Below are 21132 nucleotides of genomic sequence, written 5' to 3'. Positions count from 1 at the left end.
GGCCCGGACCCAGCGGGATCAGCTCAGCATTCGGCGAAAACTGGTCCCGAACGGGTGCTTCGCGGTGATCGACCCGAACCGCACCCGGCCGCGCACCACCAGGTGCAGCGGACCCATCGGCGGTCCGGTGCGCACCTTGTTGTTCGCGCTGCCTGCGACGGTGTCCACCGCGTTCAGATCCACGGTGGCCTCCGAGGGCACGATCAGGACGATGGTGCTGCAGTAGTCGTCGACGGTCAGCTCGACCACCTGGGTCGCCATCACGGCCTCGCTGAAGTCGAGGGTGACCTGGGACATCCGGCTGTCCAGATGCAGCGTCGGCGGCACCTGCCAGCGCCCCTTGCGCGTCACCGTCGACATTCGGCCGCGCACCACCTGCCCCGACGGCTGCGGGTAACCGGGCTGCCCGTACCCGGGCTGCGGTTGTCCGGCCGACCGGTACGCGGGCTGCGCGGCGGCCGGCGGCGGCGCGGCCGTCTGCCCGTGGTCGCCGACCAACTGCACACCGGGCAGGTCGTAGAGCACCACGTTCAGTTCGCCCCGGGTCTTGGCGGCCAGCGCCGTGTCCATCCGTTCGGTGAACTCGCCGAGCGAGAGCAACCCCTGCCCCACCGCCCGTTGCAGCATCTCACCGACATGTTCGCGTTCCGCGTCCGAGACCCTCAGGTCTCGCGCGGCCACCGGTTCCCTCGCCTCCATGCGCTCCAGGATAGAGGCGTCCGCCGACCTACCTCGGCTCGTCCGGGGTCGCGGGGAACAACGGCACCTGAGGGTCGTCGATCTCCACCTCGTCGAGGACCGCCTCGGGGTCGTCGGCCAGCAGCGACCGGATCGCGGTGTTGAGCACCGCGACGACGGGCACCGCGAGCAGACCGCCGACGATCCCGGCCAGCACGATGCCCGCGGTGATCGCCAGCACCACCGCCAGTGGGTGCAGACGGACCGCCCGCCCGAGCAGCAACGGCTGCAGCACGTGACCCTCGAGCTGCATGATCCCGATGATGATGCCGAGCACGATCAGCGCGGTCACCAGGCCCTTGGTCACCAGCGCGACGAACACCGCGACGAACCCGGTGAGGAACGCGCCGACGATCGGGATGAAGGCGCCCATGAACACCAGCGAGGCCAGCGGCAGCGCCAGCGGGACACCCAGGATCGCCAGGCCGGCCCCGATACCGACCGCGTCGGCCGCCGCGACGACGACGGTGGCCCGCACGTAGCCGACCAGCGAGGCGAAACCCTGGCTGCCGGCCAGCCGGACCCGGGCGCGGGAGGCGGTGGGGACGATCCGGGTGACGAACTCCCAGACCTGCTCGCCGCCGTACAGGAAGAAGATCAGGGTGAACAGGGTCAGCAGCGCGCCGGTGAAGATCTCGCCGATGACGGTCGCGGTGGTGAGCGCGCCGCTGGTCAGCGCCTCCCGGTTGTCCTGGACGGCCGTGACCACCGAGTCGCCGGCCTGCCGGATCTGCTCCTCGGAGAAGTGGAAGGGCCCGGCGGTCAGCCAGTCCTGGATCTGCGTGATCGACTGCGTGAACTGGTCGCTGAGCTGGGGCAGGCCCTCGACGAACTGCTGGACGACGAAGGCCAGGATGCCGGCGACGACTCCGATGCCCGCGACCAGGACCAGCACCACCGCCGCGGACCGCGGGACGCCGCGGCTCTGCAGCCAGTCCACCAGCGGCACCAGCAACGCGGACGCCAGCAGCGCCAGACCCACCGGGATCAGCACCGTCTCGAGCTTCGACACGATGTAGCCCAGCGTCACCAGCGCCGCGAACAGCACCAGCAGCCGCCACGCCCACTCGGCGCCGATTCGCACCAGCGGGTGCACCGACAGCGCGTCGGTCCCCCGCCCGGGAGTCGGAATCGGCTCGTTAGCCGTCATCCGGGCGAGCCTATCGGGGCGCGGCCGCAATGGCCCGGTTCAGCAGCCGCGGGCGGGTCGCGTCACCGCGGACAGCGGTCCGAGGCGCCCGATTTGTGCCGATACCGCCGACCCGCGGGCCCGTGCCCCGACGCGGCGCACCCGGTATCGGCGCGACACAGTTAAATTGGTCGTTGTGCTGGCATCTTCCTATCGAGCGGTAGCGCTGACCATGCGTAGCCGTTGGCCGCTCTACATGGGTTCGATGATCCTTGCCAACTTCTTCGGCGCGGTGCTGGTGCTGGCGTTTCTCCGGTACGGCCTGCCGATCACCGTCTCGGAAGCCATCGTCCGGGACCGCGCCCGCAACGGCATCGTCTTCGGTGTCTACCTGGCACTGGCGGGCGTGGTGAGTCTCGGCGCCGCCGCGCTGATGCTGCGGTCGGTGATCCTCTGGCAGCTGCGTGGCGGTCCGCCGACCCGCAGCGAACAGATGGCCGCGCTGCACGCCCCGCTCCGGCAGGCAATCGTGCACCTGGTGCTGTGGGTGGTCGGCGGGATCCTGTTCGTCGCCCTGACCATCTCGGACATGCCCTCGCTCGCGATCGCGGTGGTGTTGACGGTGAGCCTGGCCGCGACCACGACGTTCGGCTTCACCTACATGCTCGGCGAACGCATCCTGCGGCCGGTCGCCGCGCGCGCGCTGAGCGAGGGCCGGTTCGACCGGACCCTGGCGCCCGGCGTCGGCACCCGGATGGCGATGACCTGGGGCCTGGGCACCCTGATGCCGGTCATCGGGATCGTCCTGCTGTGCGCCACCCAGCTGAGCACCGACCTGACATTCACCGCGGACTCGCTGGCGGTGGCGACGCTGCTGCTGTGCGGCATGGCCATCACCGTCGCATTCGTCCTGTCGATGCTCACCGCCAGCCAGATCTCGGATCCGATCCGGCAGCTGCGCAAGGCCATCGAGCGCGTCCAGCGCGGCGCCACCGACGTGCAGGTCGAGGTCTTCGACGGCAGCGAGATCGGCCGCCTGCAGGTGGGCTTCAACCGGATGATGGAGGACGCCTCCGAGCGCCAGGTGCTGCGGGAGCTGTTCGGCCAGCACGTCGGCGAGGACGTGGCGCGCCGGGCGCTGCAGTTCGGTACGGAACTCGGTGGCGAGACCCGGTTCGTGGCGGTGCTGTTCGTGGACATGGTGGGCTCGACCGGGGCGGCCGCCGAGCGACCGCCCGGCGAGGTCGTCGACATGCTCAACGAGTTCTTCCGGGTGGTCGTCTCGGTCGTCGACACGCACCACGGCTTCGTCAACAAGTTCATGGGGGACGCCGCCCTGGCGATCTTCGGCGCACCGTTGGACCGGCCCGACGCCCCCACCGCGGCGCTCGCGGCGGCCCGGGAGCTGCGGTTCGCACTCGACGAGATCAGCGGGCTGGACATCGGCATCGGCGTCTCCGCCGGGCTGGCAGTGGCCGGCAACATCGGTGCCGCCGAGCGGTTCGAGTACACCGTGATCGGCGACCCGGTCAACGAGGCGTCCCGCCTCACCGAGCTGGCCAAGCTGCACCCCAGCCGGGTGCTGGCCTCGACCGGCGCGCTGTATTTCGCCGACGAGGAGGAACAGGCGCAGTGGGAACTCGGCGACCAGGTGATGCTGCGGGGTCGGACCAGGCTCACAGACCTCGCGCATCCGGTGAGATATCCCTGACCCGACGGCACTTGCGGTTCGGATTATCGGCGTTCGTTTGGCTAGTCTGAGCTAGTGGTAGCGCCGCAGCCCGACCCGCCTGGGGGCGACCCCCGCAACCGGGACGCGCCGGCGGACGAACGTCCCCGCGGCCGATTCCGGTGGCTCCGATGGGCCGCCGGGCTGGCGCTGATCGCGCTGCTCGTCGGCGAGGGCGTGTACCTGTGGCCGCGCCTGCACGAGTCCTGGACGGCCCTCACGGAGATTCACTGGGGCTGGCTGGCCGCCTGCATCGTGGCCCAGGCCGTGTCGCTGAGCGGGTACGGGCGCGTGCAGAAGCAACTCCTCCACGCCGGTGGGGTCGATGTCAGCCAGCGCAAGTCGGAGTCCGTCGTCTACGCCTCCACCGCGATGGCGGTGACGCTGCCGGCCGGGCAGGTCTTCTCCACCGCGTTCACCTACCGCGAGACCCGGCGCTGGGGCGCGAGCCCGGTGGTGGCGTCGTGGCAGCTGGCGATCTCCGGGGTGATCGCGGGCATCGGACTGGCGCTGCTCGGACTGGGCGGCGCGCTGCTGGTCGGCGGGTCCGTCAGCCCGTTCACCCTCACGTTCTCGGTCGCCGGGCTGATCGGGCTGATCCTCGGTGTCCGGTACGTCAGCACCCACCCCAGCTCGATCGAGGCCGCGGCCCGGTGGCTGCTGACGCGGGTCAACGCGGTCCGCGGCAAGCCCTCCGGGACCGGGATGCATGCAGTCTCGGAGATGCTCAGTCAACTCGACTCGGTGCGACTCGGCCGCAAGGACGGCGCGCTGGCACTCGGGTGGTCCGCGGTGCACCGGCTCGGCGACGTCGCGTGCCTGGCCTTCGCCTGCTACGCGATCGGCGCGGACCCGCTCCCGGCAGGGCTGCTGATCGCGTTCGCGGCCGGCAAGGCCGTGGCCACCATCCCGCTGGCGCCGGGCGGGCTGGTGTTCGTCGACGCCACCCTGATCGCGACGCTGACCACCGCGGCGAGCATCAGCGCCTCGCAGGCCGTCGCGGCCGCGTTCGTCTACCGGGGCGTGAGCTTCATCCTGGTGGCGCTGGTCGGCTGGATCGTCTTCCTGGTGCTCTTCCGTGCGCACCAGCACGAGGACCTGCACTTCGACGTCGAACTCGAGCGCAGCGAGCAGAAGGCGCTGCACGAACGGGACCGGTCCACAGACCCCGGCCGCGACCACCTGTCCGACCCCACGAGCGGGCGCCAAGACCCCAACTGACCGCCACCCCCCTACCGACCGAATCTCGCATTCGTTCCGGGTTCGGCGGGTGCACATCCGTCGTTCAATGCGCCGAGCATTGCATCGAGGTGTGCCCGGCTGATCCGCGCGGCGGCCTCGGCGTCGCCCGCCGCAATCGCCTCCACCAGTAGGTGGTGGTCGTCCGCGTCGGGAGCCGGATCCCGACGGCGCAAACCCAGCAGCTCGATCATCTCAATCATCGCCTCCGTCAGCCTCGGCACGAAGGTCTCGAACAGCTCGGTCAGCACCGGGTTGTGGGCCGCGACGACAATCGCGCGGTGCACCTCGACGTCGGCCGCCACGAACTCCGCGTCACCCTTGTCGAATGCAGCGGCCCGCAGGTCGAGGGCGCGGCGCAGCGACCGCACGTCCGCATCGGTGGCTCGCCGGGCGGCGAGCCGCGCCGCCTCGACCTCGATGGCGTTTCGGACCTCGACGACCGCGGCGATGGCCGCGCCGCGCAGCACGTTCGTCCACCCGTCTGCGACGGGTTCGGTGCGCTCGACGAAGACTCCGATGCCCTGCCGCGAGCGCAGCAGGCCCTGGCCGGCGAGCATCCGCAGCGCCTCCCGGACGGTGGACCGGCCGACCCCCAGTTCGGCCGCGAGGGTGGTCTCCCCCGGCAGCCTCGCCCCGACGTCCCACTCGCCTGCACCCAGCCGGGACAGGAGCAGGTCGGCGGCCTGATCGGCCAGCAGGTTGCGCCGTAGTGGCGACGCCAAATTCTCTCCTCAGGTTGTCAGACAAGTAGATCTCGCCTAGCGTACCGCTCGTGGCCACTCGGGTTCTCCTCCTCGGCAGCCGCGGCGGGGCCTGACCGGACCGGCTCCCCGCCGCGGGGTTCCGCCGTGCCGGTCGACCGACCGCCCACATCAGGAGCTCCCCCGTGAACTGGAATCGCCAGACCCCGTCCGCCATGCCGTCGCACCGCTACCGCCCGTACACCGACCGGGTGCCGGTACCGCTCACCGAGCGCACCTGGCCGTCGAACCGCACCACGACGGCCCCGCTGTGGGTACCGGTGGACCTGCGCGACGGCAACCAGGCACTCGCCGAACCGATGGATCCAGCCCGCAAACGCCGACTGTTCGAGCAGCTGGTTGCCATGGGCTACAAGGAGATCGAGGTCGGCTACCCGTCGGCCAGCCAGACCGACTTCGACTTCGTGCGCGAACTGGTCACCGCGGACCTCGTGCCGGACGACGTCACGATCGTGGTGTTCACCGCCGCCCGCACCGACCTGATCGAGCGCACCTACGAGTCGGTACGCGGGCTGCCGGACGTGGTGGTGCACATGTACACCGCGACCGCCCCGACCTGGCGTCAGGTGGTGCTCGGCCACGACCGGGACAGGTTGCACCGCTTGATCTTCGACGCCGCGCAGGACGTCGCCCGAGGCGGTGACCACCAGCCGGGCATCCGCTACGAGTTCTCCCCCGAGGTGTTCAACCTGACCGAACCGGACTTCGTGCTGCAGGTGTGCGACAGCCTCACCGAGCTGTGGGACGCCAGCGAGGACCGGCCCGTGATCCACAACCTGCCTGCGACGGTGGAGGTTTCGACGCCGAACGTCTACGCCGATCAGATCGAGTACATGCACCGGAACCTGGCCCGACGCGACTCGGTGATCCTGTCGGTGCACCCGCACAATGACCGCGGAACCGGCGTCGCGTGCGCAGAACTGGCAGTGCTGGCCGGCGCACAACGAGTGGAGGGCTGCCTGTTCGGGAACGGCGAGCGAACCGGCAACGTGGACCTGGTGACACTCGCACTGAACCTGCACGCACAGGGCGTCGACCCGATGATCGACTTCACCGACATCGACGCGGTGCGCCGAACCGTGGAGTACTGCAACAGGATCGCCGTGCACGAGCGACACCCCTACGGCGGCGACCTGGTCTACACCGCATTCTCCGGGACCCATCAGGACGCCATCAAGAAGGGGTTCGCGCACCACCACACGAGCGCCGAGGCGGCCGGCGTCGAGCCGGGACAGGCGCCCTGGGACGTGCCGTACCTGCCGATCGACCCCCGCGACGTGGGCCGCGACTACGAGGCGGTGATCCGGGTCAACAGCCAGTCCGGCAAGGGCGGAATCGCGTACCTGCTCCAGACGGGGTACGGGCTCGACCTGCCGCGACCGTTGCAGATCGACTTCGCGAAACGGGTGCAGCAGGCGTCCGACGGCAGCGGCGCGGAAGTCACCGCGGCGCAGCTGTGGGAGTTGCTCCACGCGGAGTACGGCTTCGACGGCACGCTCGACCGGTGGTCGGTTGAGCACCAGGACGACGGTGACCGCCTGCAGGTACATGCCGAGTTCGACGGGACGACACTCGCCGGTGCGGCGTTCGGCAGCGGACCGGTGGACGCACTCGTGCGGATCCTGTCCGATCACGGCCGCCCCGCCGAGGTGCTCTCGCTCGTGCAGCACTCGGTGGGTGCGGGCAGTGACAGCCGGGCGGTGACGTACGCGCTGTGCAGCAGCGGCGGGACGGCGCGTTGGGGCATCGGGCTCGACCGGTCCGTTGCGGCCTCTGCGTTGCGCGCCGTGCTGGCCGCCACCACCCGGGCGGCGGCGCCGCGGCCGGCATGACGCTACGGCGCCGGCCGAAACACGCTTCGCTCGAGCGTGTTTCGGCTGGCGCCGGGTGGAGGAGCCGTCAGCTGAGGCTGGAGGACAGCATGCTGCTGCCTGCGCCGCTGGTCAGCAGGTCCGCGATGACGGTGCTGCCGCCGTCCATCTCGAGGGTGGAGCTGCCCAGGTCCAGTGCCTGACCAAGGCTGCCGACGCCGCCCGGGGAGAACACGACCTGGTAGCTGTACGACAGGACGGCGTCCTGTTCGGCACCGTCGACGCACGCGCCGACCACGGCGTAGGCGCCGGGCGTGATCGGCTTGAGCAGGCCCGTGTTGCCCTCACCCCCGGTGGTGCTCTCCACCGTGGGCGACGCATCGGATGTCGGACTGCCGACGTAGTAGACCTTGCCCAGGAGTTCGGAGAAGCCGGGCCACTGGTCCTTCGGCATCGCGGCGAGGGGCAGCGCATCGTTCGCGGCGAGGATGATCGGCACGCACATGACGCCCTGACCGGCACTCGTCTGCGTGAGTTTCATGTCGATGACATCACCGTCGGCGCTTGCCGAGATCTTCGGGTCCGGCACCTCGCCGGTCGGGGCCGCGGACGTGATGCCCGGCAGAGCGAGGGCGAGGGCGCCGGTGAGTGCCGCGGCGGCGGCGGCACGACGGGCGATGGTCGTCTTCTTCGACAAAGGTTTTCTCCTTGGCTTCCATGTCGGGGCGCCGATTTCCACCAAGCCGCCCGGAGATCGGGTGCAGCCGAGGTGAATACGCGGTAGCCCCAGGTGTACGGACAAACCAGACAAAAGCTGCGAAGCAACGCGAACCTATCACGGGAACTTACCGAGAAGTAAGAAATCTATTCGATGATTTCCCCGACCTGCCTCCAGTGGTGCGGATCACATCGGGTTGCGGGAAGAAGCCCGGCGATGGCACGGTTGAAATCACCAGTGCTTCAAGATTCAACTACCTACCCTCGGGAGTTCACATGACCACCGCCATCGCCCTGCCCACCCTCACCGCCGGCACCTGGGCCATCGACGCCAGCCACTCCACCGTCGGGTTCTCCGTGCGCCACCTGATGGTGAGCAAGGTCCGCGGCCGCTTCCAGGACTTCTCCGGCGCGATCACCGTCGCCGAGGACGGCACCCCCTCGGTCGAGGCGCAGATCCAGGTCGCGTCCATCACCACCGACAACGAGCAGCGCGACAACCACCTCCGCGCGGCCGACTTCTTCGACGCCGAGCAGTACCCGACCGCCACCTTCAAGTCCACCTCGGTCACGGCCAAGGGCGAGGACTTCGTCGTGACCGGCGACTTCACCCTGCGCGGCGTGACCCGCCCGGTGGACCTCGAGCTCGAGTTCAACGGCGTCAACCCCGGCATGGGCCACGGCCCGGTCGCCGGCTTCGAGGCCAGCACCGTGATCAACCGCAAGGACTACGGCATCAGCATCGAGATGCCCCTCGAGGGCGGCGGCGCCGTGGTCGGCGACAAGATCACCCTCACCCTCGAGATCGAGGCCGGCTACCAGGCCTGATCCACCCGTACAGACGACGAACCCGCCGTGGCCAACCCCTTGGGCCGCGGCGGGTTCGTCGTTGGCGGGTGCTAGCGACCGAGCATGTCCAGCACCGCGAGGTGGCTGAACAGCATGCTGGTGCCGATCGGGTTCCCGCCGCCGGGGTAGACGGTGCCGCTCGGCGCCGCCATCGTGTTGCCCGCGGCGTACAGGCCGACGATCGGGCTGCCCGAGGTGTCGAGCACCCGGGCCGCGGCATCGGTGCGCAGCCCACCCTTGGTGCCCAGGTCCGAGATGCCGAACGCGGCCGCGTGGAACGGCCCCTGGTCGATGGTGACCAGCGGCGGCTCGCCGTTCGAGAACGCCCGGTCGTACGCCTCGTCGCCGCGACCGAAGTCCTCGTCGACGCCCCGGGCCACCATCTCGTTGAACCGCGCGACGGTGGCGATCAGGTTCTCGGCAGGCACGCCGATCTTCGCGGCGAGCTCGGGGAGGGTGTCGGCGGTGTGCCACAGGCCGGCCTCGACGTACTTCTCGGTCTCGACCATGGTGACGTTGGTGGCCTTGACCGGCGGCACCTCGCCCTCCTTGTGGTCGTAGACCATCCAGTACGGCAGGGTGGCGCTGCCGTCCTCGAGCTGGCGGATGACGTCCCGGCCGAGGCGGTCGTACGGCGCGGACTCGTTGACGAACCGCTTGCCGTCCTGGTTGACGAAGATGCCGCCGGTGAACCAGAGCGCGAACGCGGAACTGCCGTCCGGGTGGGTCATGCCCGGCGACCACCAGGCCTCACCCATGAGGTCGGTGTCGGCGCCGACCGCGATGCCCGCCTCGTGTGCCCTGCCGAGGTTGGCCCACGGGCCCATGGTGTCGCGGGCCTGGCCCGGGACCCCGTACTTCTGGCGCAGCTCGTCGTTCTGCTCGAACCCGCCGGCCGCGAGCACCACACCCTTGCGGGCGCGGATGGCGGTGCGCTCGCCGTCGCGCTCGACGATGCCGCCGACGACGGCGCCGTCCTCGACCACCAACTCGACCAGCGCGGTGTTCAGCCGCAGCGCGGCGTTCGGGTACTTGCCGATCGCCATCAGGAACCGGCCGATCAGCGCCCGCCCGCCGATGAGGTAGTCGGGCAGCGGCGCGCCGAGCCGGTCGAAGTCGAGGGGGCCGCGCACCAGCTCGTGCAGGTCACCCGTCGCCGACGCCGGCAGCGGCGTCGGCATGGTGTGCCGCTGGCCGTCGAGTCGGGCCTTGGGCGCCTTGCCGAAGTAGTCCGGCCAGGGCAGCATCTCGAACTTCAGGTGCTCGTCCGCCTCGAGGTACTCGATCAGCGGCGCGCCGCCGCGGACGTACGCGTCCTGCAGCTCGCGCGGGGTGCGATCGCCCACCACCGAGTGGTAGTACTCGAGGGCGTCGTCGACGGTGTCGTCGGTGCCCGCGCGCTTGAGCACCGGGTTGCACGGGAACCACACCCCGCCGCCGCCGGAGTACGCGGTGGTGCCGCCGAACTTGTCCGACGCCTCCACCAGGACAACCGACAGTCCCTCGCGCGCCGCCGTGTAGGCGCCGGTGACGCCGCCGCCACCCGAGCCCACCACCAGGACATCGCATTCCTCGGTCCACTGCGTCATGCTGCTCGTACCTCCCAGGCCGCTCGTTGCTCCCACTGCGCGCGCACCTTCGCGGCGGGCACCCAGTCGGACGTCTCGCGCCCACGCTAGGCCCGGATCCCGGGGCCGTCCGATAGCGCGTCCCACGGACAGGGACACCGCCCGACCGCCTACCCTGAAGCTCGTGAAGAAGCTGCTGCCCGCCCTCGCCGTCGACGTCGTCCTCGTCATCGTGTTCTGCGCGATCGGCCGACGCAGCCACGACGAGGCCAACGCCCTCGCCGGCCTCGCGTCGACCGCGTGGCCGTTCCTCGGCGGCCTCGCGGCGGGTTGGCTCGCGACGTACGCGCTGTACCGGAAGAAGTTCGACGCCCTGTCGGTGGTGCCGACCGGCGTGCTGGTGTGGCTGACCACCCTGGTGGTCGGGATGCTGCTGCGCGTCGTCGGCGGGCAGGGCACCGCGTTCAGCTTCATCCTGGTGGCCGCCACCGTGCTGGCGGTGTTCCTGATCGGCTGGCGCGCGGTGTACGCGGCCGTCCGCGCCCGCACCACCCGCTGACACCATGCGCCACTGACGCCACCCGCCTGACACACGCCGCGTCCGCTCCGGGCGAAGGGCGCTCCGGCGTGGGACGCTTTTCGGATGAGCGAACTTGCGTCGCCACCCCGAGACCCCAAGTCCGACCGCGGGTTCTTCGGCCAGCCGTTCGCGCTGGCCAACCTGTTCGGCGTCGAGATGTGGGAACGGTTCTCGTTCTACGGCATGCAGGGCATCCTGCTGTACTACCTCTACTACTCGGTCGCCGAGGGCGGGCTGGGCATCTCGGAGGCGTCCGCGGTCAGCATCGTCGGCGCGTACGGCGGCACCGTCTACCTCTCCACCATCCTCGGCGCCTGGGTGGCGGACCGACTGCTCGGCTCCGAACGCACCCTGTTCTACAGCGCCGTGCTGGTGATGCTCGGGCACGTGGCGTTGGCGGCGATCCCGGGGCTGGCGGGTGTCGGCGTCGGACTCGTCGCGATCGCGGTCGGCAGTGGCGGACTCAAGGCGAACGCCACCTCGCTGGTCGGGGACCTCTACGCGGAGGGCGACGAGCGCCGTGACGCCGGGTTCTCCCTGTTCTACATGGGCATCAACCTGGGCGCCTTCGTGGGTCCGCTGCTCACCGGGTGGGCACAGAAGAACTGGGGTTTCCACGCCGGCTTCCTGCTCGCCGCGATCGGCATGGCCCTCGGCCTGATCCAGTACACGATCGGACGCAAGCGGCTGGCCGGCATCGGCGCGACGCCGTCGAACCCGCTGCCCGCCACCGAGCGGTTGCGCTTCGTGGCAATCGCGGCGGCGGCGCTGGCGGTCCTCGCCGCGGCGTCTGTGTTCGGGCTGATCACCCTCGACAACCTCTCCGACGTGGTGGTCGGCGTGACCGTCGTCGCCTCGATCGGGTACTTCGCGATCATCCTGTCGAGCCGGAAGATCACCAGCACCGAGCGCAGCCGGGTCATCGCATTCATCCCGATGTTCCTGGCCAGCGCCGCGTTCTGGTCGCTGTTCCAGCAGCAGTTCACGGTGGTCGCGATCTACGCCGACAAGTTCCTCGACCGCAGCCTGTTCGGCTGGGACTTCCCGGCCTCGTGGGTGCAGTCGATCAACCCGGTGTTCATCATCATCTTCGCAGGCGTGTTCGCCGCGATGTGGACCAAACTCGGGCCGCGCCAGCCGTCGACGCCGCTGAAGTTCGCGGCAGGCACCACCATCATGGGCCTGGCTTTCCTGTCGTTCCTGCCGTTCGCCGGCGGCGGCCCCAACAGCGCGCCGCTGCTCGGCCTGATGTTCACGCTGCTGCTGTTCACCTTCGCGGAACTGTTCCTCTCCCCCGTCGGGCTCTCGCTCTCCACCAAGCTGGCGCCGCACGCGTTCCACACCCAGATGGTCGCGCTGTTCTTCCTCTCGGTGGCCCTGGGCTCCTCGATGGCCGGCACGCTGGCGAAGTACTACAACGAGGACAACCAGGCGCCGTACTTCGCCTGGATCGGCGGGGCATCGATCGGGGTCGGCCTGGTGATGGTGCTGCTGTCGCCCTGGATCAGCAGGATGATGCGCGGCGTGCACTGAGCCGAGCCCTTGTGTGACACGGGCGACGGGCGGACGATGGTAGGAGCCACGACAGAGGTGGCTGTTCCGCTCGTCCAATCCTCGCCAAGGTGTGAGCATCATGTCCGCCAAGATCACGAAGACCCTCGCCGCCACCGCCATCGCGCTGACCGTCGGCGTCTTCGCCAGCCCCGTCGCCACCGCCAGCGAACTCCCGGCCGTCTCGCCGGCCGTCGGTTCGGTGGCCCTGTGCTTCAGCCTCCCACTCGGGTCCGCCGCACTGGTCTGGTGCATCTGAGCCGCGACGAAAGTCGGTCCCACACCGCGATTCCCGGCCGACCCCACCGCACGCCAACCAACACCGAGCCGTACTGCCCCGGTTCGCTCACCGGGGCAGTACGGCCTGGATCGGTCGCAGGAACCGGCCGGCCGCGTCGACCGCTGGGGTGGAACTGTCGGCGCCGGCGACGAAGACCGCGAACGCCACGTCCCCGTCGATGCCGACGAACCAGCCGTGCGCCGGCCCGTTGGCGACCTCGGCGGTGCCGGTCTTGCCGCGCAGGTCCGGCAGGTCGACGAGCTGGGTCGCGGTGCCGGCGGTGACGGTCTCGCGCATCATCGTCCGCAGCTCGTCGGTCACCTGCGCCGGTGCCGGGGCGGGCGTGACATTCGCGGTGCCCGGCCTGCCGACCACCAGCATCGGGGCCGGGGTGGTGCCCTTGGCGATGGACGCCGCGACCATCGCCATGCCGAACGGTGAGGCGGTCACCTGCCCCTGCCCGATCGCCGACTCGACGCGTTCCGCCGGGGAGTCGGCGGTCGGCACGGCCCCGGTGACGGTGGTCAGGCCGGGCGTCACGTAGTCCACCCCGAGACCGAACTGCAGGGCCGCGTCGTGCAGCGCGTTCGGGCCCATGCCGACCGCGAGCTGGCCCATGGTGGTGTTGCAGGAGTGGGCGAAGGCGGTGTGCAGCGGCACCGCGCCGAGGTCGAAGTTGCCGTCGTTGGGGATGGTGCGGCCCTCGATGTTCGCGCTACCCGGGCACGGCAGCACGGTGTCCGGCGTGACCGAACCGGACTGCAGCGCAGCGGAAGTGGTGACGGTCTTGAAGGTGGAGCCCGGCGGGTACAGGCCGGTCAGCGCGATCGGACCCTGCGCCGACGCGGGCGCGTTCTGGGCGACCGCGAGCACCGCGCCGGTGGACGGCCGGATCGCGACGATCGCGGCCTGCTGCGGGAGGGCGGCGATCGCGTCCTGCGCGGCGGACTGGACTGCCGGGTCCAGGGTGCTGGCGATGTCGGGGGCGGGGGTGCCCGCCTCGCCGGTGACCATGTCGGCGGAACCGTTGGCGTGCACCATCTGTACCGCCCAGCCGGTGGTCGCGTCCTGGCCCTCCTGCCAGAGCTGACGCAGCCCGTCGAGGGCCGGGGAGGTGTCCGCCTTGTCGACGGTGAGCAGCCGGGACTGCTTGACCAGCGCGACGCCGGGCACCGCGGCGAGGGCGCCTGCGATCGGCTCGAGGTCGGCGTCGCGCAGGGTGATCACGTTGACCGTCTTGCCCTGCGCCGCAGCCAGATCCGACTGTACGGAGGCGGCAGTGAGGGTCGGCGCCACCGGCGCGAGCAACGGCGCGAGGGCGGCTGCGGTGGCGGCGGGGTCCGGGGTCTGCGCGGTGTCGACGTTGACCAGGGTGACGGTCTGCTCGGCCATCAGCGGTCGGCCCGCGGCGTCGAGCACCTTCGGTGAGCCGCCGGACAGGGTCGTGTAGCGCAGCGTCGAGTCGGCGGTCAGGCCCGGGGCGAGCAGCTGCGGATCCCACTCGATGGCGCCGCCGTCGGCGACGGCGGGTCCGCCGCCCGTGGTGGTGTAGGCCCACTTCTCGGGCGCGGCGGCCGGGCCGGGCGCCACGGTCTCGGTCGTGGTGGCGCCGGGGGCGGGCGTGGGCGCAGGCTCCGGCGCGCCGAGCGTCCAGTCGGCGGCAAGGGTGAAGGTGCCCGCGTCGCTGTCGGTGGTGGCCACCGTGAACCGCACGTCCTGCGGATCCAGACCGTCGAACATCGCGGCGATCGCCGCCGCCGCGGCGGCCGGGTCGGAGGTGAGGTCGGCGGCGGCCTGCGCGTCACGCGCGGTGAGCGCGTCCGCAAACTGCTGCGCCGCCTGTTCCGTCTCGGACGGCCCGCTGCTGCAGGCCCCCAGCACCAGTGCGAACACACCCACCACGGCAATCCCCATCGATTTGCGCATGCCGTCGAGGGTAGGCGGCTCCGCCCCCAGTGCGTGGTTGACGGGCCCTTGGGACCCGTCAACCAATCACGACACCCTGGCGGCGCCCAAACCCGAGGCGTAGCGTTGTAATCAAGTAATCATTGCAACTGACGAGGTGAGGGCAATGAGAAACGCACCAGGACCCGGCGGGCGACGCTTCGGCTGGCAGCAGGGCGAGGCCCCCGACGCGAGCGACGCCGCCGAGTGGTTCGCCGGCCGGCTGCCAGACGACTGGTTCACCGGACCGGCCACCGTGCGGGTGGACCGCGAGGAGATCGTGGTGACCGGCGAGCTGCCGGCCCCCGACGACGACTCCCCTGCCACCGCCGACGGCCGGATCTCCCGGTTCCGGGAGTCCACCCGAGCGGAGCGGATGCGGATCGCCGACGAGGCCGAGGCCCGGTACGGACGCAAGGTGGCGTGGGGCGCGACGCTCGGCGAGCGACAGGCGCTGTTCACCCATCTCGCGGTGCCGGTGATGACGCGGCTGCGCCAGTCCGAACGGATCGTCCTCGACACCCTGGTCGACGCCGGGGTCGCCCGCTCACGCGCCGACGCGCTCAAGTGGACGGTCCGGCTCGCCGGCCAGCACAGCGAGCAGTGGCTCGCCGAGCTGCGGGAGGCGATGGGCAAGGTGGAGGACCTGCGCGCCGAGGGCCCGCAGGTCTAGCCCACCGAACCGCCGCGCGCTGCCGAGCCCACCGCGTCCGAGCCGATCGGCGCCAGCTCGTGGCCGGACGCGCACGCCCCGGCGCAGGACCAGGCGAAGTCGACCCCGATCGGAAAGTGATCGGACAGCGGCGTGCCGTCCTCGGTGGCGAACGCGGTGTGTTCGTTGCGATATCCGGTCGCTTCGAGGTCGACGCGGTCTCCGCTGCGGTAGAGCACCTTGTCGACGACCTCGCAGTCGTCGGTCGGTGCGGCCTCGTCGCACAGGATCGCGGGCTCGCCCGTCGCCGGCCGGTCGCCGCCCCGGACCAGTTCCACCCACGGGTCCCGCAGCCCGTCCGCGGCGGCGAACTCCGCGATCGCGTCCCCCACCCGGGTGTACCGGCTGTTGGTGTCCCCCATGACGATGACGGCCTGTCCCACGGACCGGGCCGCGATGAAGCGGGAAAGCTGGTCCAGGTTCGCGGCCCGGGCGGTCAGGTCGCGGGGCTCGGAGCCGGCGTCGGCATGCAGGTTGTAGACGTCGATGCTGACACCGTCGGCCGGGCGAATTCTGTTGAACGTAAACCTCTTCGGCGTCAGACAGTCCCCGGAGCCGATCCAGCAACGCTCCCAGCTCGCCCGCTCCGGGCCCTCCAGAGGGAAGCCGGACAGCGTGTTCAGGCCGCTGCCGAATCCGGCGCCGCCGCTGGTCGGCGTGCGGTACGGGTGACCGGCCGCGGCGTCCAGGTAGGAGTGGTAGTTGAAGTCCTCCTGCACGTTCACGAGGTCGTACGGGCCAAGCCTCGCACCGATCGCGGTGGTGCTCGCGGCCCGCTCGGTCGTCGCGCTCGACAGCAGTTCCGGCAGCCCGGCGACGTTGTAGGTCAGCGCCCGGAGGGAACCCGACTCGGCGGCCGGGTCCGCCGCCGCCGCGGCGGACTGCGCGCCCACCGCCGCGCCCGCGGATGCGGGCACCCCGACCATCGACCACACCACCACGGCCGTCGCCAGGCGGAGCCGACGTCGGCGACCGCTACGTGTGATTGTCCGGCGCGACGCCGGGATCCGGGCCGTGGTCTCTGATCGCATGCATCCTTATACCCCCACCGGCGGGCAGCGCGAGCCGTCTTCGCCGTCGCGGCGGCGACCGCCGTGGGCGTGGGACTGCGCACAAATCGCTTGCCGACGCACCGGGCCGTCGGTACCGTGGCCACCGGACCTGTTGTCGACGAAACGGAGAAGGGCCCTTGCTCCTTCAGCGGTAGTGAAGCGCCATCGGCGTCGCGTGCTCGTGCACGACCGACGTCGCCGCACCCACCCCTGAGGACGATGCATGCCACACCTCTCCCTGTCCGATCTCACCTTCACCTGGCCCGACGGCGACCCCGTGTTCGAGGGCCTCGACGCCGCGTTTGTCACCGGCAGAACGGGCCTCGTCGGCCGCAACGGTTCCGGCAAGTCCACGCTGCTTCGGCTGATCGCGGGCGACCTCACCCCGGACCGCGGCTCGGTGACCGTGCACGGCCAACTCGCCTACCTGCGCCAGGACCTCACCCTCGACGCCGACCGCACGGTCGATTCCGTCCTCGGCATCGAGCAACATCGAAAGGCATTGCACCGCATCGAGTCCGGCACGGGAACCGAGGACGACTTCGTCACCGCTGCGGGACACTGGGACGTCGAGGAACGAGCCGTCGCGACCCTGGACCGGCTCGGTCTCGCACACGTCGCGCCGACGCCGGATGCGTTGGGCCGCACCGTCGGCACGTTGTCCGGCGGCGAGACGATGCTGCTGGGACTGACCGCCGCGCTGCTCGGCGAACCGGCGGTACTGCTGCTCGACGAGCCGACCAACAACCTGGACCTGACCGCGAAGGCCCGCCTGTACGCGGCGGTCGAGCAGTTCGACGGCATCGTCCTGGTTGTCAGTCACGACCGCGACCTGCTCGACCGGATGGACAGCATCGCCGAACTCCGGCGGGGCGAGCTGCGCATGTTCGGCGGCAACTTCGCCGAGTACCAGTCCGCCGTCGAGGCCGAGCAGGACACGGCCCGCGCCGCGGTGCGCGACGCCCGCGCCGATGTTCGCAAGCAGGGCCGCGAGCTGGTGGAGGCACAGACGAAGATCGACCGACGACTGCGGTACGGCAAGCGAATGGTGGCGGAGAACCGGTACCCGAAGATCGTCGGAAACGAACGCAAGCGCCAGGCCCAGGCGGCCGCCGGCAAGTTGCGGGGCACCCACGCCGACCGTCTCGACGGCGCCCGCCAAGCCCTCACCGAGGCGGAGGAGCTGGTCTGCGACGACCGCGAGATCCGGATCGACCTGCCGGACAGCACCGTTCATCCCGGCCAGCAGGTACTCGAGCTGTCCGAGCGGACGCTCGCCTGCGGCCCGACGGTCTCGCTCTCCGTCACCGGCCCGGAGCGGATCGCGCTGGTCGGCCGGAACGGGATCGGCAAGACCACCCTGCTGCGTGCGCTGACGGACGCCCCACCCGCGGTCCCGTGGCGGATGCTGTCCCAGCGGCTCGACGTCTTCGACGAGTCCCGGACCCTGGCTCAGAATCTCGCCGATGCCGCGCCGCACGCCACCGCCGAGCAGATTCGGGGCCGACTGGCACGGTTCCTGTTCCGCGGCAACGACTCCGACGCACCGGCATCGACTCTCTCCGGGGGCGAGCGGCTGCGCGCGGCGCTGGCGATGATCCTGCTCGCCGAACCGGCGCCGCGGCTGCTGTTGCTCGACGAGCCCACCAACAACCTCGACCTGCCGAGCCTGCAGCACCTCACCGAGGCCCTGGCACAGTTCCGCGGCGCGCTGGTCGTGGTCAGCCACGACCTGCCGTTCCTGCGGGAGATCGGCGCGACGCGGTGGCTGGAGCTCACCGACGACGGGCTGCGGGAGGTCGATCCGGTGTGACCACCGACCGCCCGGGCACCGCATCGCGGCCGTGCGGATCACAGCTCGCCGAATCCCGGCCCGGCCGACGGGACTGACCTAGGGTCGAGACATGACCGACGCCACTCGCATCCACGCCTTCCGGGACGACGCCCTCGGTGACCTCGACGCCACCGGGGTCGCGGCGGCGGTCAGGTCCGGGCAGGTCTCCGCCCACGAGGTGGTCACCGCGGCGATCGAACGCGCCGAGTCGGTGCAGGCCGCGCTCAACGGCATCGCCTTCCCCGACTACGAGCGGGCGCTGGAGCTGTCCGACAATCCGCGCACCGGTGTCTTCTCCGGCGTGCCGACCGTCGTCAAGGACAACGTCGACCTGGCGGGGCTGCCGACGGGAAACGGCAGCGCGGCCTACACACCGAGGCCCGCCGCCCGGAACAGCGATGCCGTCACCCAGCTCCTGTCCAGCGGTGTGGTGCCGCTCGGCAAGAGTCGGCTGCCGGAGTTCGGGTTCAGCTGCTCCACCGAGTACGCCTCCGCCGAGCCCGTACACAACCCCTGGAACCCGGCGTACTCGTCGGGCGCCTCCTCGGGCGGCTCCGCGGCGCTGGTGGCGTCCGGGGTGCTGCCGATCGCGCACGCCAACGACGGCGGCGGGTCCATCCGGATCCCGGCGGCGGCCTGCGGTCTCGTCGGCCTCAAGCCGAGCCGCGGTCGCACCGTCGCCGACGCGACGGACACCACCATGCCCATTCGGATCATCGCCCAGGGCGTGGTGACCCGATCGGTGCGCGACACCGCCAACTACTACGCCGCGGCCGAAACCTACTACCGCAACCCGAAACTCGCTCCGGTCCGACTGGTCGAGGGTCCCGGTTCCACCCGCCTGCGGGTCGGCGTGGTGGTGGACTCGATCACCGGCGTCGCGACCGACGACGAGACCCGCGCCGCCGTGCACGCGACGGCCGAGAAGCTCAGCGGGCTCGGGCACGTCGTCGAGGAGGCGCCGCTGCCGTTCGGGCAGGACTTCGTCGACGACTTCAGCATCTACTGGGGGTTCCTGTCGTTCGCGATCTCCGTCGGTGGCAAGAAGATGCTCGGCGCCGACTTCGACAAGTCCCGCACCGACAACCTCACCCGCGGCCTGTACACCCTGTACCGCAAGAACATCACTAAGACGCCGCAGGTGCTCTACCGGCTGCGCCGCACGTACCAGTTGTACGCGCAGATGTTCCAGCGGTACGACGTGCTGCTCTCACCGGTGGTCTCGCACACCACGCCGGAACTCGGATACCTCTCGCCCGCCCAGAGCTTCGAGGAACTGTTCCCCAAGATCGTCAACTACACCGCGTTCACACCGCTGAACAACGCCTCGGGTGGACCGGCCATCTCGCTGCCGCTGCACCGGACGAGTACCGGGCTGCCCCTGGGCGTCCACTTCTCCGCCGACCACGGCGACGAGCGGACGCTGCTGGAGTTGGCCTTCGAACTCGAGCAGGCGATGCCGTGGGCCCGCATCCAGGACCCGCGCTGATCCGTCCGCACACCGACCTTGGCACCATGGTCGGGTGAACTCCTTCTGGGACGCGTGGTCGGCCTATCTCCCCGTGCTGATCGCCGCGACGCTGGTACTGATCGGGCCGCTGTGGCAGCTGACCCGGCACGCCGTGACGCTCGCCCACGAGGCCGGCCACGCGATCGCCGCGGTCGGCACCGGCCGTCGGCTGACGGGGATCCGGCTGCACTCGGACACCTCGGGGCTGACCCTCTCGCGCGGCAAGCCGCGCGGTCCGGGGATGGTGCTCACCGCGGCCGCCGGGTATCTCGCGCCGTCGCTGCTCGGGCTGGCGGGGGCCGGGCTGATCGCGGTCGGGCAGCTGCCGGTGCTGCTGTGGGGGTCGGCCGCGCTGATGGTGGTGATGCTGCCGTTCATCCGGAACTTCTTCGGCCTGCTGGTACTGGTGGCCGCAGGCGGCGCGTTCGGCGCCGTCGCCTACTACGGCTCGCCCGACCTGCAGCTGCTCTTCGGCTACGTGGCGATCTGGCTGCTGCTGTTCGGCAACCTGCGGACCATCCTCGAAGCGGCGCGGAACCGGTCCGGGCGCTCGGACCTCGACCAGCTGCGCACGCTCACCCACCTGCCGCGAGCGGTGTGGACCCTGCTGCTAGTCGCCGTGGCCGTCGGCACCGGGGTGCTGGCATGGCGGGCGCAGTACCTCGGTTAGGCACTGGCAGCGGTTAGGCACTCGCAGCGTCGTTGAACGATCGGATGACGCCGACGAGGCTGCGGGTCTCGTCGGCATCGAACAGCTGCGTCGGCCCCTTCGGCGCGGTATCGGTGAACGGCGCTTCGAACAGCAGCTTCGGGTCCATCTCCCCGTGTCGGGTCAGGTGCCCGATGACGAGGTTGACGAAGTCGATCTGGCCGGCGGTGGCCGTGCGACCGGCGAGGAACTCGGCAAACGCTTCCTGCACCGCCTGCCGGTCCACACCGACGAGTGAGCTGATGAAGCGTCCGAGTCCGTGCGCGTTGGGCACCGCCCGCTCGAGATCCTCGGGGCCACCGGCGCCACTGCGCCCAGCAGTTCCTCCAGAGAGTCGAGATCGGCTTCGGTCAGGCACTTTCCGTGACGTGTCTGATCTTGGCACAGGGCGCCGCTCCACCTTCGGAGCCGGCGAA

The 21132-nt window shown here is 70.6% G+C and carries 19 protein-coding genes; 11 read left to right on the top strand and 8 right to left on the bottom strand.

The features are described from left to right. Positions 1-18: 18 nt before the first annotated feature. Together ACFO6S_RS10465 and ACFO6S_RS10460 are read right to left on the bottom strand one after the other, a co-directional pair. Positions 19-681 carry a DUF1707 SHOCT-like domain-containing protein gene (locus ACFO6S_RS10465; protein ID WP_378416934.1) on the bottom strand — a complete coding sequence of 221 codons (663 nt, stop codon included), beginning with the start codon at positions 679-681 and terminating at the stop codon, positions 19-21. A 46-nt stretch (positions 682-727) separates the two neighbouring features. Continuing rightward, positions 728-1888 (bottom strand): AI-2E family transporter, encoded by a 1161-nt coding sequence (locus ACFO6S_RS10460; protein WP_378416649.1) that lies wholly within the window; start codon positions 1886-1888, stop codon positions 728-730. A gap of 235 nt (positions 1889-2123) precedes the next feature. On the opposite strand from ACFO6S_RS10460, the gene ACFO6S_RS10455 reads away from it, so the two are divergent. Together ACFO6S_RS10455 and ACFO6S_RS10450 are read left to right on the top strand one after the other, a co-directional pair. Next, positions 2124-3578 (top strand): adenylate/guanylate cyclase domain-containing protein, encoded by a 1455-nt coding sequence (locus ACFO6S_RS10455; protein ID WP_378416933.1) that lies wholly within the window; start codon positions 2124-2126, stop codon positions 3576-3578. A gap of 54 nt (positions 3579-3632) precedes the next feature. Continuing rightward, positions 3633-4817 (top strand): lysylphosphatidylglycerol synthase transmembrane domain-containing protein, encoded by a 1185-nt coding sequence (locus ACFO6S_RS10450; RefSeq protein ID WP_378416648.1) that lies wholly within the window; start codon positions 3633-3635, stop codon positions 4815-4817. A gap of 11 nt (positions 4818-4828) precedes the next feature. Here ACFO6S_RS10450 and ACFO6S_RS10445 read toward each other — a convergent pair whose 3' ends face one another. Beyond that, complete coding sequence (locus ACFO6S_RS10445) at positions 4829-5560, bottom strand: FadR/GntR family transcriptional regulator (RefSeq protein ID WP_378416646.1); 732 nt, start codon at positions 5558-5560, stop codon at positions 4829-4831. Positions 5561-5754: 194 nt separating this feature from the next. On the opposite strand from ACFO6S_RS10445, the gene leuA reads away from it, so the two are divergent. Then, on the top strand, positions 5755-7431 hold the full coding sequence (leuA, locus tag ACFO6S_RS10440) for a 2-isopropylmalate synthase (protein ID WP_378416931.1): 1677 nt from the start codon (positions 5755-5757) through the stop codon (positions 7429-7431). A gap of 67 nt (positions 7432-7498) precedes the next feature. On the opposite strand, the gene ACFO6S_RS10435 is transcribed toward leuA, so the two are convergent. Further along, positions 7499-8107, bottom strand: coding sequence for a hypothetical protein (locus tag ACFO6S_RS10435; protein WP_378416644.1), 609 nt, complete (start codon positions 8105-8107; stop codon positions 7499-7501). Positions 8108-8403: 296 nt separating this feature from the next. On the opposite strand from ACFO6S_RS10435, the gene ACFO6S_RS10430 reads away from it, so the two are divergent. Next, positions 8404-8955 carry a YceI family protein gene (locus ACFO6S_RS10430; RefSeq protein WP_378416642.1) on the top strand — a complete coding sequence of 184 codons (552 nt, stop codon included), beginning with the start codon at positions 8404-8406 and terminating at the stop codon, positions 8953-8955. 71 nt (positions 8956-9026) lie between these two features. Here ACFO6S_RS10430 and ACFO6S_RS10425 read toward each other — a convergent pair whose 3' ends face one another. Continuing rightward, positions 9027-10565: an FAD-binding protein gene (locus tag ACFO6S_RS10425; RefSeq protein ID WP_378416640.1), complete on the bottom strand. Its 1539-nt coding sequence runs from the start codon at positions 10563-10565 to the stop codon at positions 9027-9029. A gap of 163 nt (positions 10566-10728) precedes the next feature. Between ACFO6S_RS10425 and ACFO6S_RS10420 the strand changes: the two genes are divergently transcribed. The 3 genes from ACFO6S_RS10420 to ACFO6S_RS10410 all read left to right on the top strand — a co-directional run bounded on the left by ACFO6S_RS10420 (position 10729) and on the right by ACFO6S_RS10410 (position 12934). Then, positions 10729-11103, top strand: coding sequence for a DUF3054 domain-containing protein (locus ACFO6S_RS10420; RefSeq protein WP_378416638.1), 375 nt, complete (start codon positions 10729-10731; stop codon positions 11101-11103). 84 nt (positions 11104-11187) lie between these two features. Then, a complete protein-coding gene (locus ACFO6S_RS10415; RefSeq protein WP_378416636.1) occupies positions 11188-12657 on the top strand; it encodes a peptide MFS transporter in 1470 nt (489 codons plus the stop codon). A gap of 100 nt (positions 12658-12757) precedes the next feature. Then, positions 12758-12934 (top strand): hypothetical protein, encoded by a 177-nt coding sequence (locus tag ACFO6S_RS10410; RefSeq protein WP_378416634.1) that lies wholly within the window; start codon positions 12758-12760, stop codon positions 12932-12934. A gap of 87 nt (positions 12935-13021) precedes the next feature. Here the strand turns inward: ACFO6S_RS10410 and ACFO6S_RS10405 are convergent, their stop codons facing one another. Next, entirely contained in the window at positions 13022-14881 is a 1860-nt protein-coding gene (locus tag ACFO6S_RS10405) for a penicillin-binding transpeptidase domain-containing protein (RefSeq protein ID WP_378416632.1), read from the bottom strand. A 145-nt stretch (positions 14882-15026) separates the two neighbouring features. Between ACFO6S_RS10405 and ACFO6S_RS10400 the strand changes: the two genes are divergently transcribed. Beyond that, positions 15027-15572: a hypothetical protein gene (locus ACFO6S_RS10400; protein ID WP_378416631.1), complete on the top strand. Its 546-nt coding sequence runs from the start codon at positions 15027-15029 to the stop codon at positions 15570-15572. Here the strand turns inward: ACFO6S_RS10400 and ACFO6S_RS10395 are convergent. Continuing rightward, positions 15569-16642, bottom strand: coding sequence for an exonuclease/endonuclease/phosphatase family protein (locus ACFO6S_RS10395; protein ID WP_378416629.1), 1074 nt, complete (start codon positions 16640-16642; stop codon positions 15569-15571). The genes ACFO6S_RS10400 and ACFO6S_RS10395 overlap by 4 nt on opposite strands. 244 nt (positions 16643-16886) lie before the next feature. Between ACFO6S_RS10395 and ACFO6S_RS10390 the strand changes: the two genes are divergently transcribed. The 3 genes from ACFO6S_RS10390 to ACFO6S_RS10380 all read left to right on the top strand — a co-directional run bounded on the left by ACFO6S_RS10390 (position 16887) and on the right by ACFO6S_RS10380 (position 20677). After that, entirely contained in the window at positions 16887-18476 is a 1590-nt protein-coding gene (locus ACFO6S_RS10390; RefSeq protein WP_378416627.1) for an ABC-F family ATP-binding cassette domain-containing protein, read from the top strand. Between the two features lie 91 nt (positions 18477-18567). After that, positions 18568-19986: an amidase gene (locus tag ACFO6S_RS10385; RefSeq protein ID WP_378416625.1), complete on the top strand. Its 1419-nt coding sequence runs from the start codon at positions 18568-18570 to the stop codon at positions 19984-19986. Between the two features lie 34 nt (positions 19987-20020). Continuing rightward, entirely contained in the window at positions 20021-20677 is a 657-nt protein-coding gene (locus tag ACFO6S_RS10380) for a M50 family metallopeptidase (RefSeq protein ID WP_378416623.1), read from the top strand. A 13-nt stretch (positions 20678-20690) separates the two neighbouring features. Here the strand turns inward: ACFO6S_RS10380 and ACFO6S_RS10375 are convergent, their stop codons facing one another. Beyond that, positions 20691-20990, bottom strand: a complete 300-nt coding sequence (locus ACFO6S_RS10375; RefSeq protein ID WP_378416621.1) for a type I restriction-modification enzyme R subunit C-terminal domain-containing protein — start codon at positions 20988-20990, stop codon at positions 20691-20693. Between the last annotated feature and the right edge of the window lie 142 nt (positions 20991-21132).

Source organism: Rhodococcus kronopolitis (assembly GCF_042654025.1).
In the GTDB taxonomy this organism is placed as follows: Bacteria; Actinomycetota; Actinomycetes; order Mycobacteriales; family Mycobacteriaceae; genus Rhodococcus_G; species Rhodococcus_G kronopolitis.
Note: the sequence above shows the minus strand (reverse complement) of the source record. Positions and strands in the feature narration are given on the sequence as shown.

Bases quoted from the DNA above. Each gene is read 5' to 3' on its own strand.
- ACFO6S_RS10460 (WP_378416649.1), bottom strand. From the start codon at position 1,888: ATGACGGCTAACGAGCCGATTCCGACTCCCGGGCGGGGGACCGACGCG.
- ACFO6S_RS10455 (WP_378416933.1), top strand. From the start codon at position 2,124: ATGGGTTCGATGATCCTTGCCAACTTCTTCGGCGCGGTGCTGGTGCTG.
- leuA (WP_378416931.1), top strand. From the start codon at position 5,755: ATGCCGTCGCACCGCTACCGCCCGTACACCGACCGGGTGCCGGTACCG.
- ACFO6S_RS10430 (WP_378416642.1), top strand. From the start codon at position 8,404: ATGACCACCGCCATCGCCCTGCCCACCCTCACCGCCGGCACCTGGGCC.
- ACFO6S_RS10425 (WP_378416640.1), bottom strand. From the start codon at position 10,565: ATGACGCAGTGGACCGAGGAATGCGATGTCCTGGTGGTGGGCTCGGGT.
- ACFO6S_RS10415 (WP_378416636.1), top strand. From the start codon at position 11,188: ATGAGCGAACTTGCGTCGCCACCCCGAGACCCCAAGTCCGACCGCGGG.
- ACFO6S_RS10410 (WP_378416634.1), top strand. From the start codon at position 12,758: ATGTCCGCCAAGATCACGAAGACCCTCGCCGCCACCGCCATCGCGCTG.
- ACFO6S_RS10405 (WP_378416632.1), bottom strand. From the start codon at position 14,881: ATGCGCAAATCGATGGGGATTGCCGTGGTGGGTGTGTTCGCACTGGTG.
- ACFO6S_RS10400 (WP_378416631.1), top strand. From the start codon at position 15,027: ATGAGAAACGCACCAGGACCCGGCGGGCGACGCTTCGGCTGGCAGCAG.
- ACFO6S_RS10395 (WP_378416629.1), bottom strand. From the start codon at position 16,642: ATGCGATCAGAGACCACGGCCCGGATCCCGGCGTCGCGCCGGACAATC.
- ACFO6S_RS10390 (WP_378416627.1), top strand. From the start codon at position 16,887: ATGCCACACCTCTCCCTGTCCGATCTCACCTTCACCTGGCCCGACGGC.
- ACFO6S_RS10385 (WP_378416625.1), top strand. From the start codon at position 18,568: ATGACCGACGCCACTCGCATCCACGCCTTCCGGGACGACGCCCTCGGT.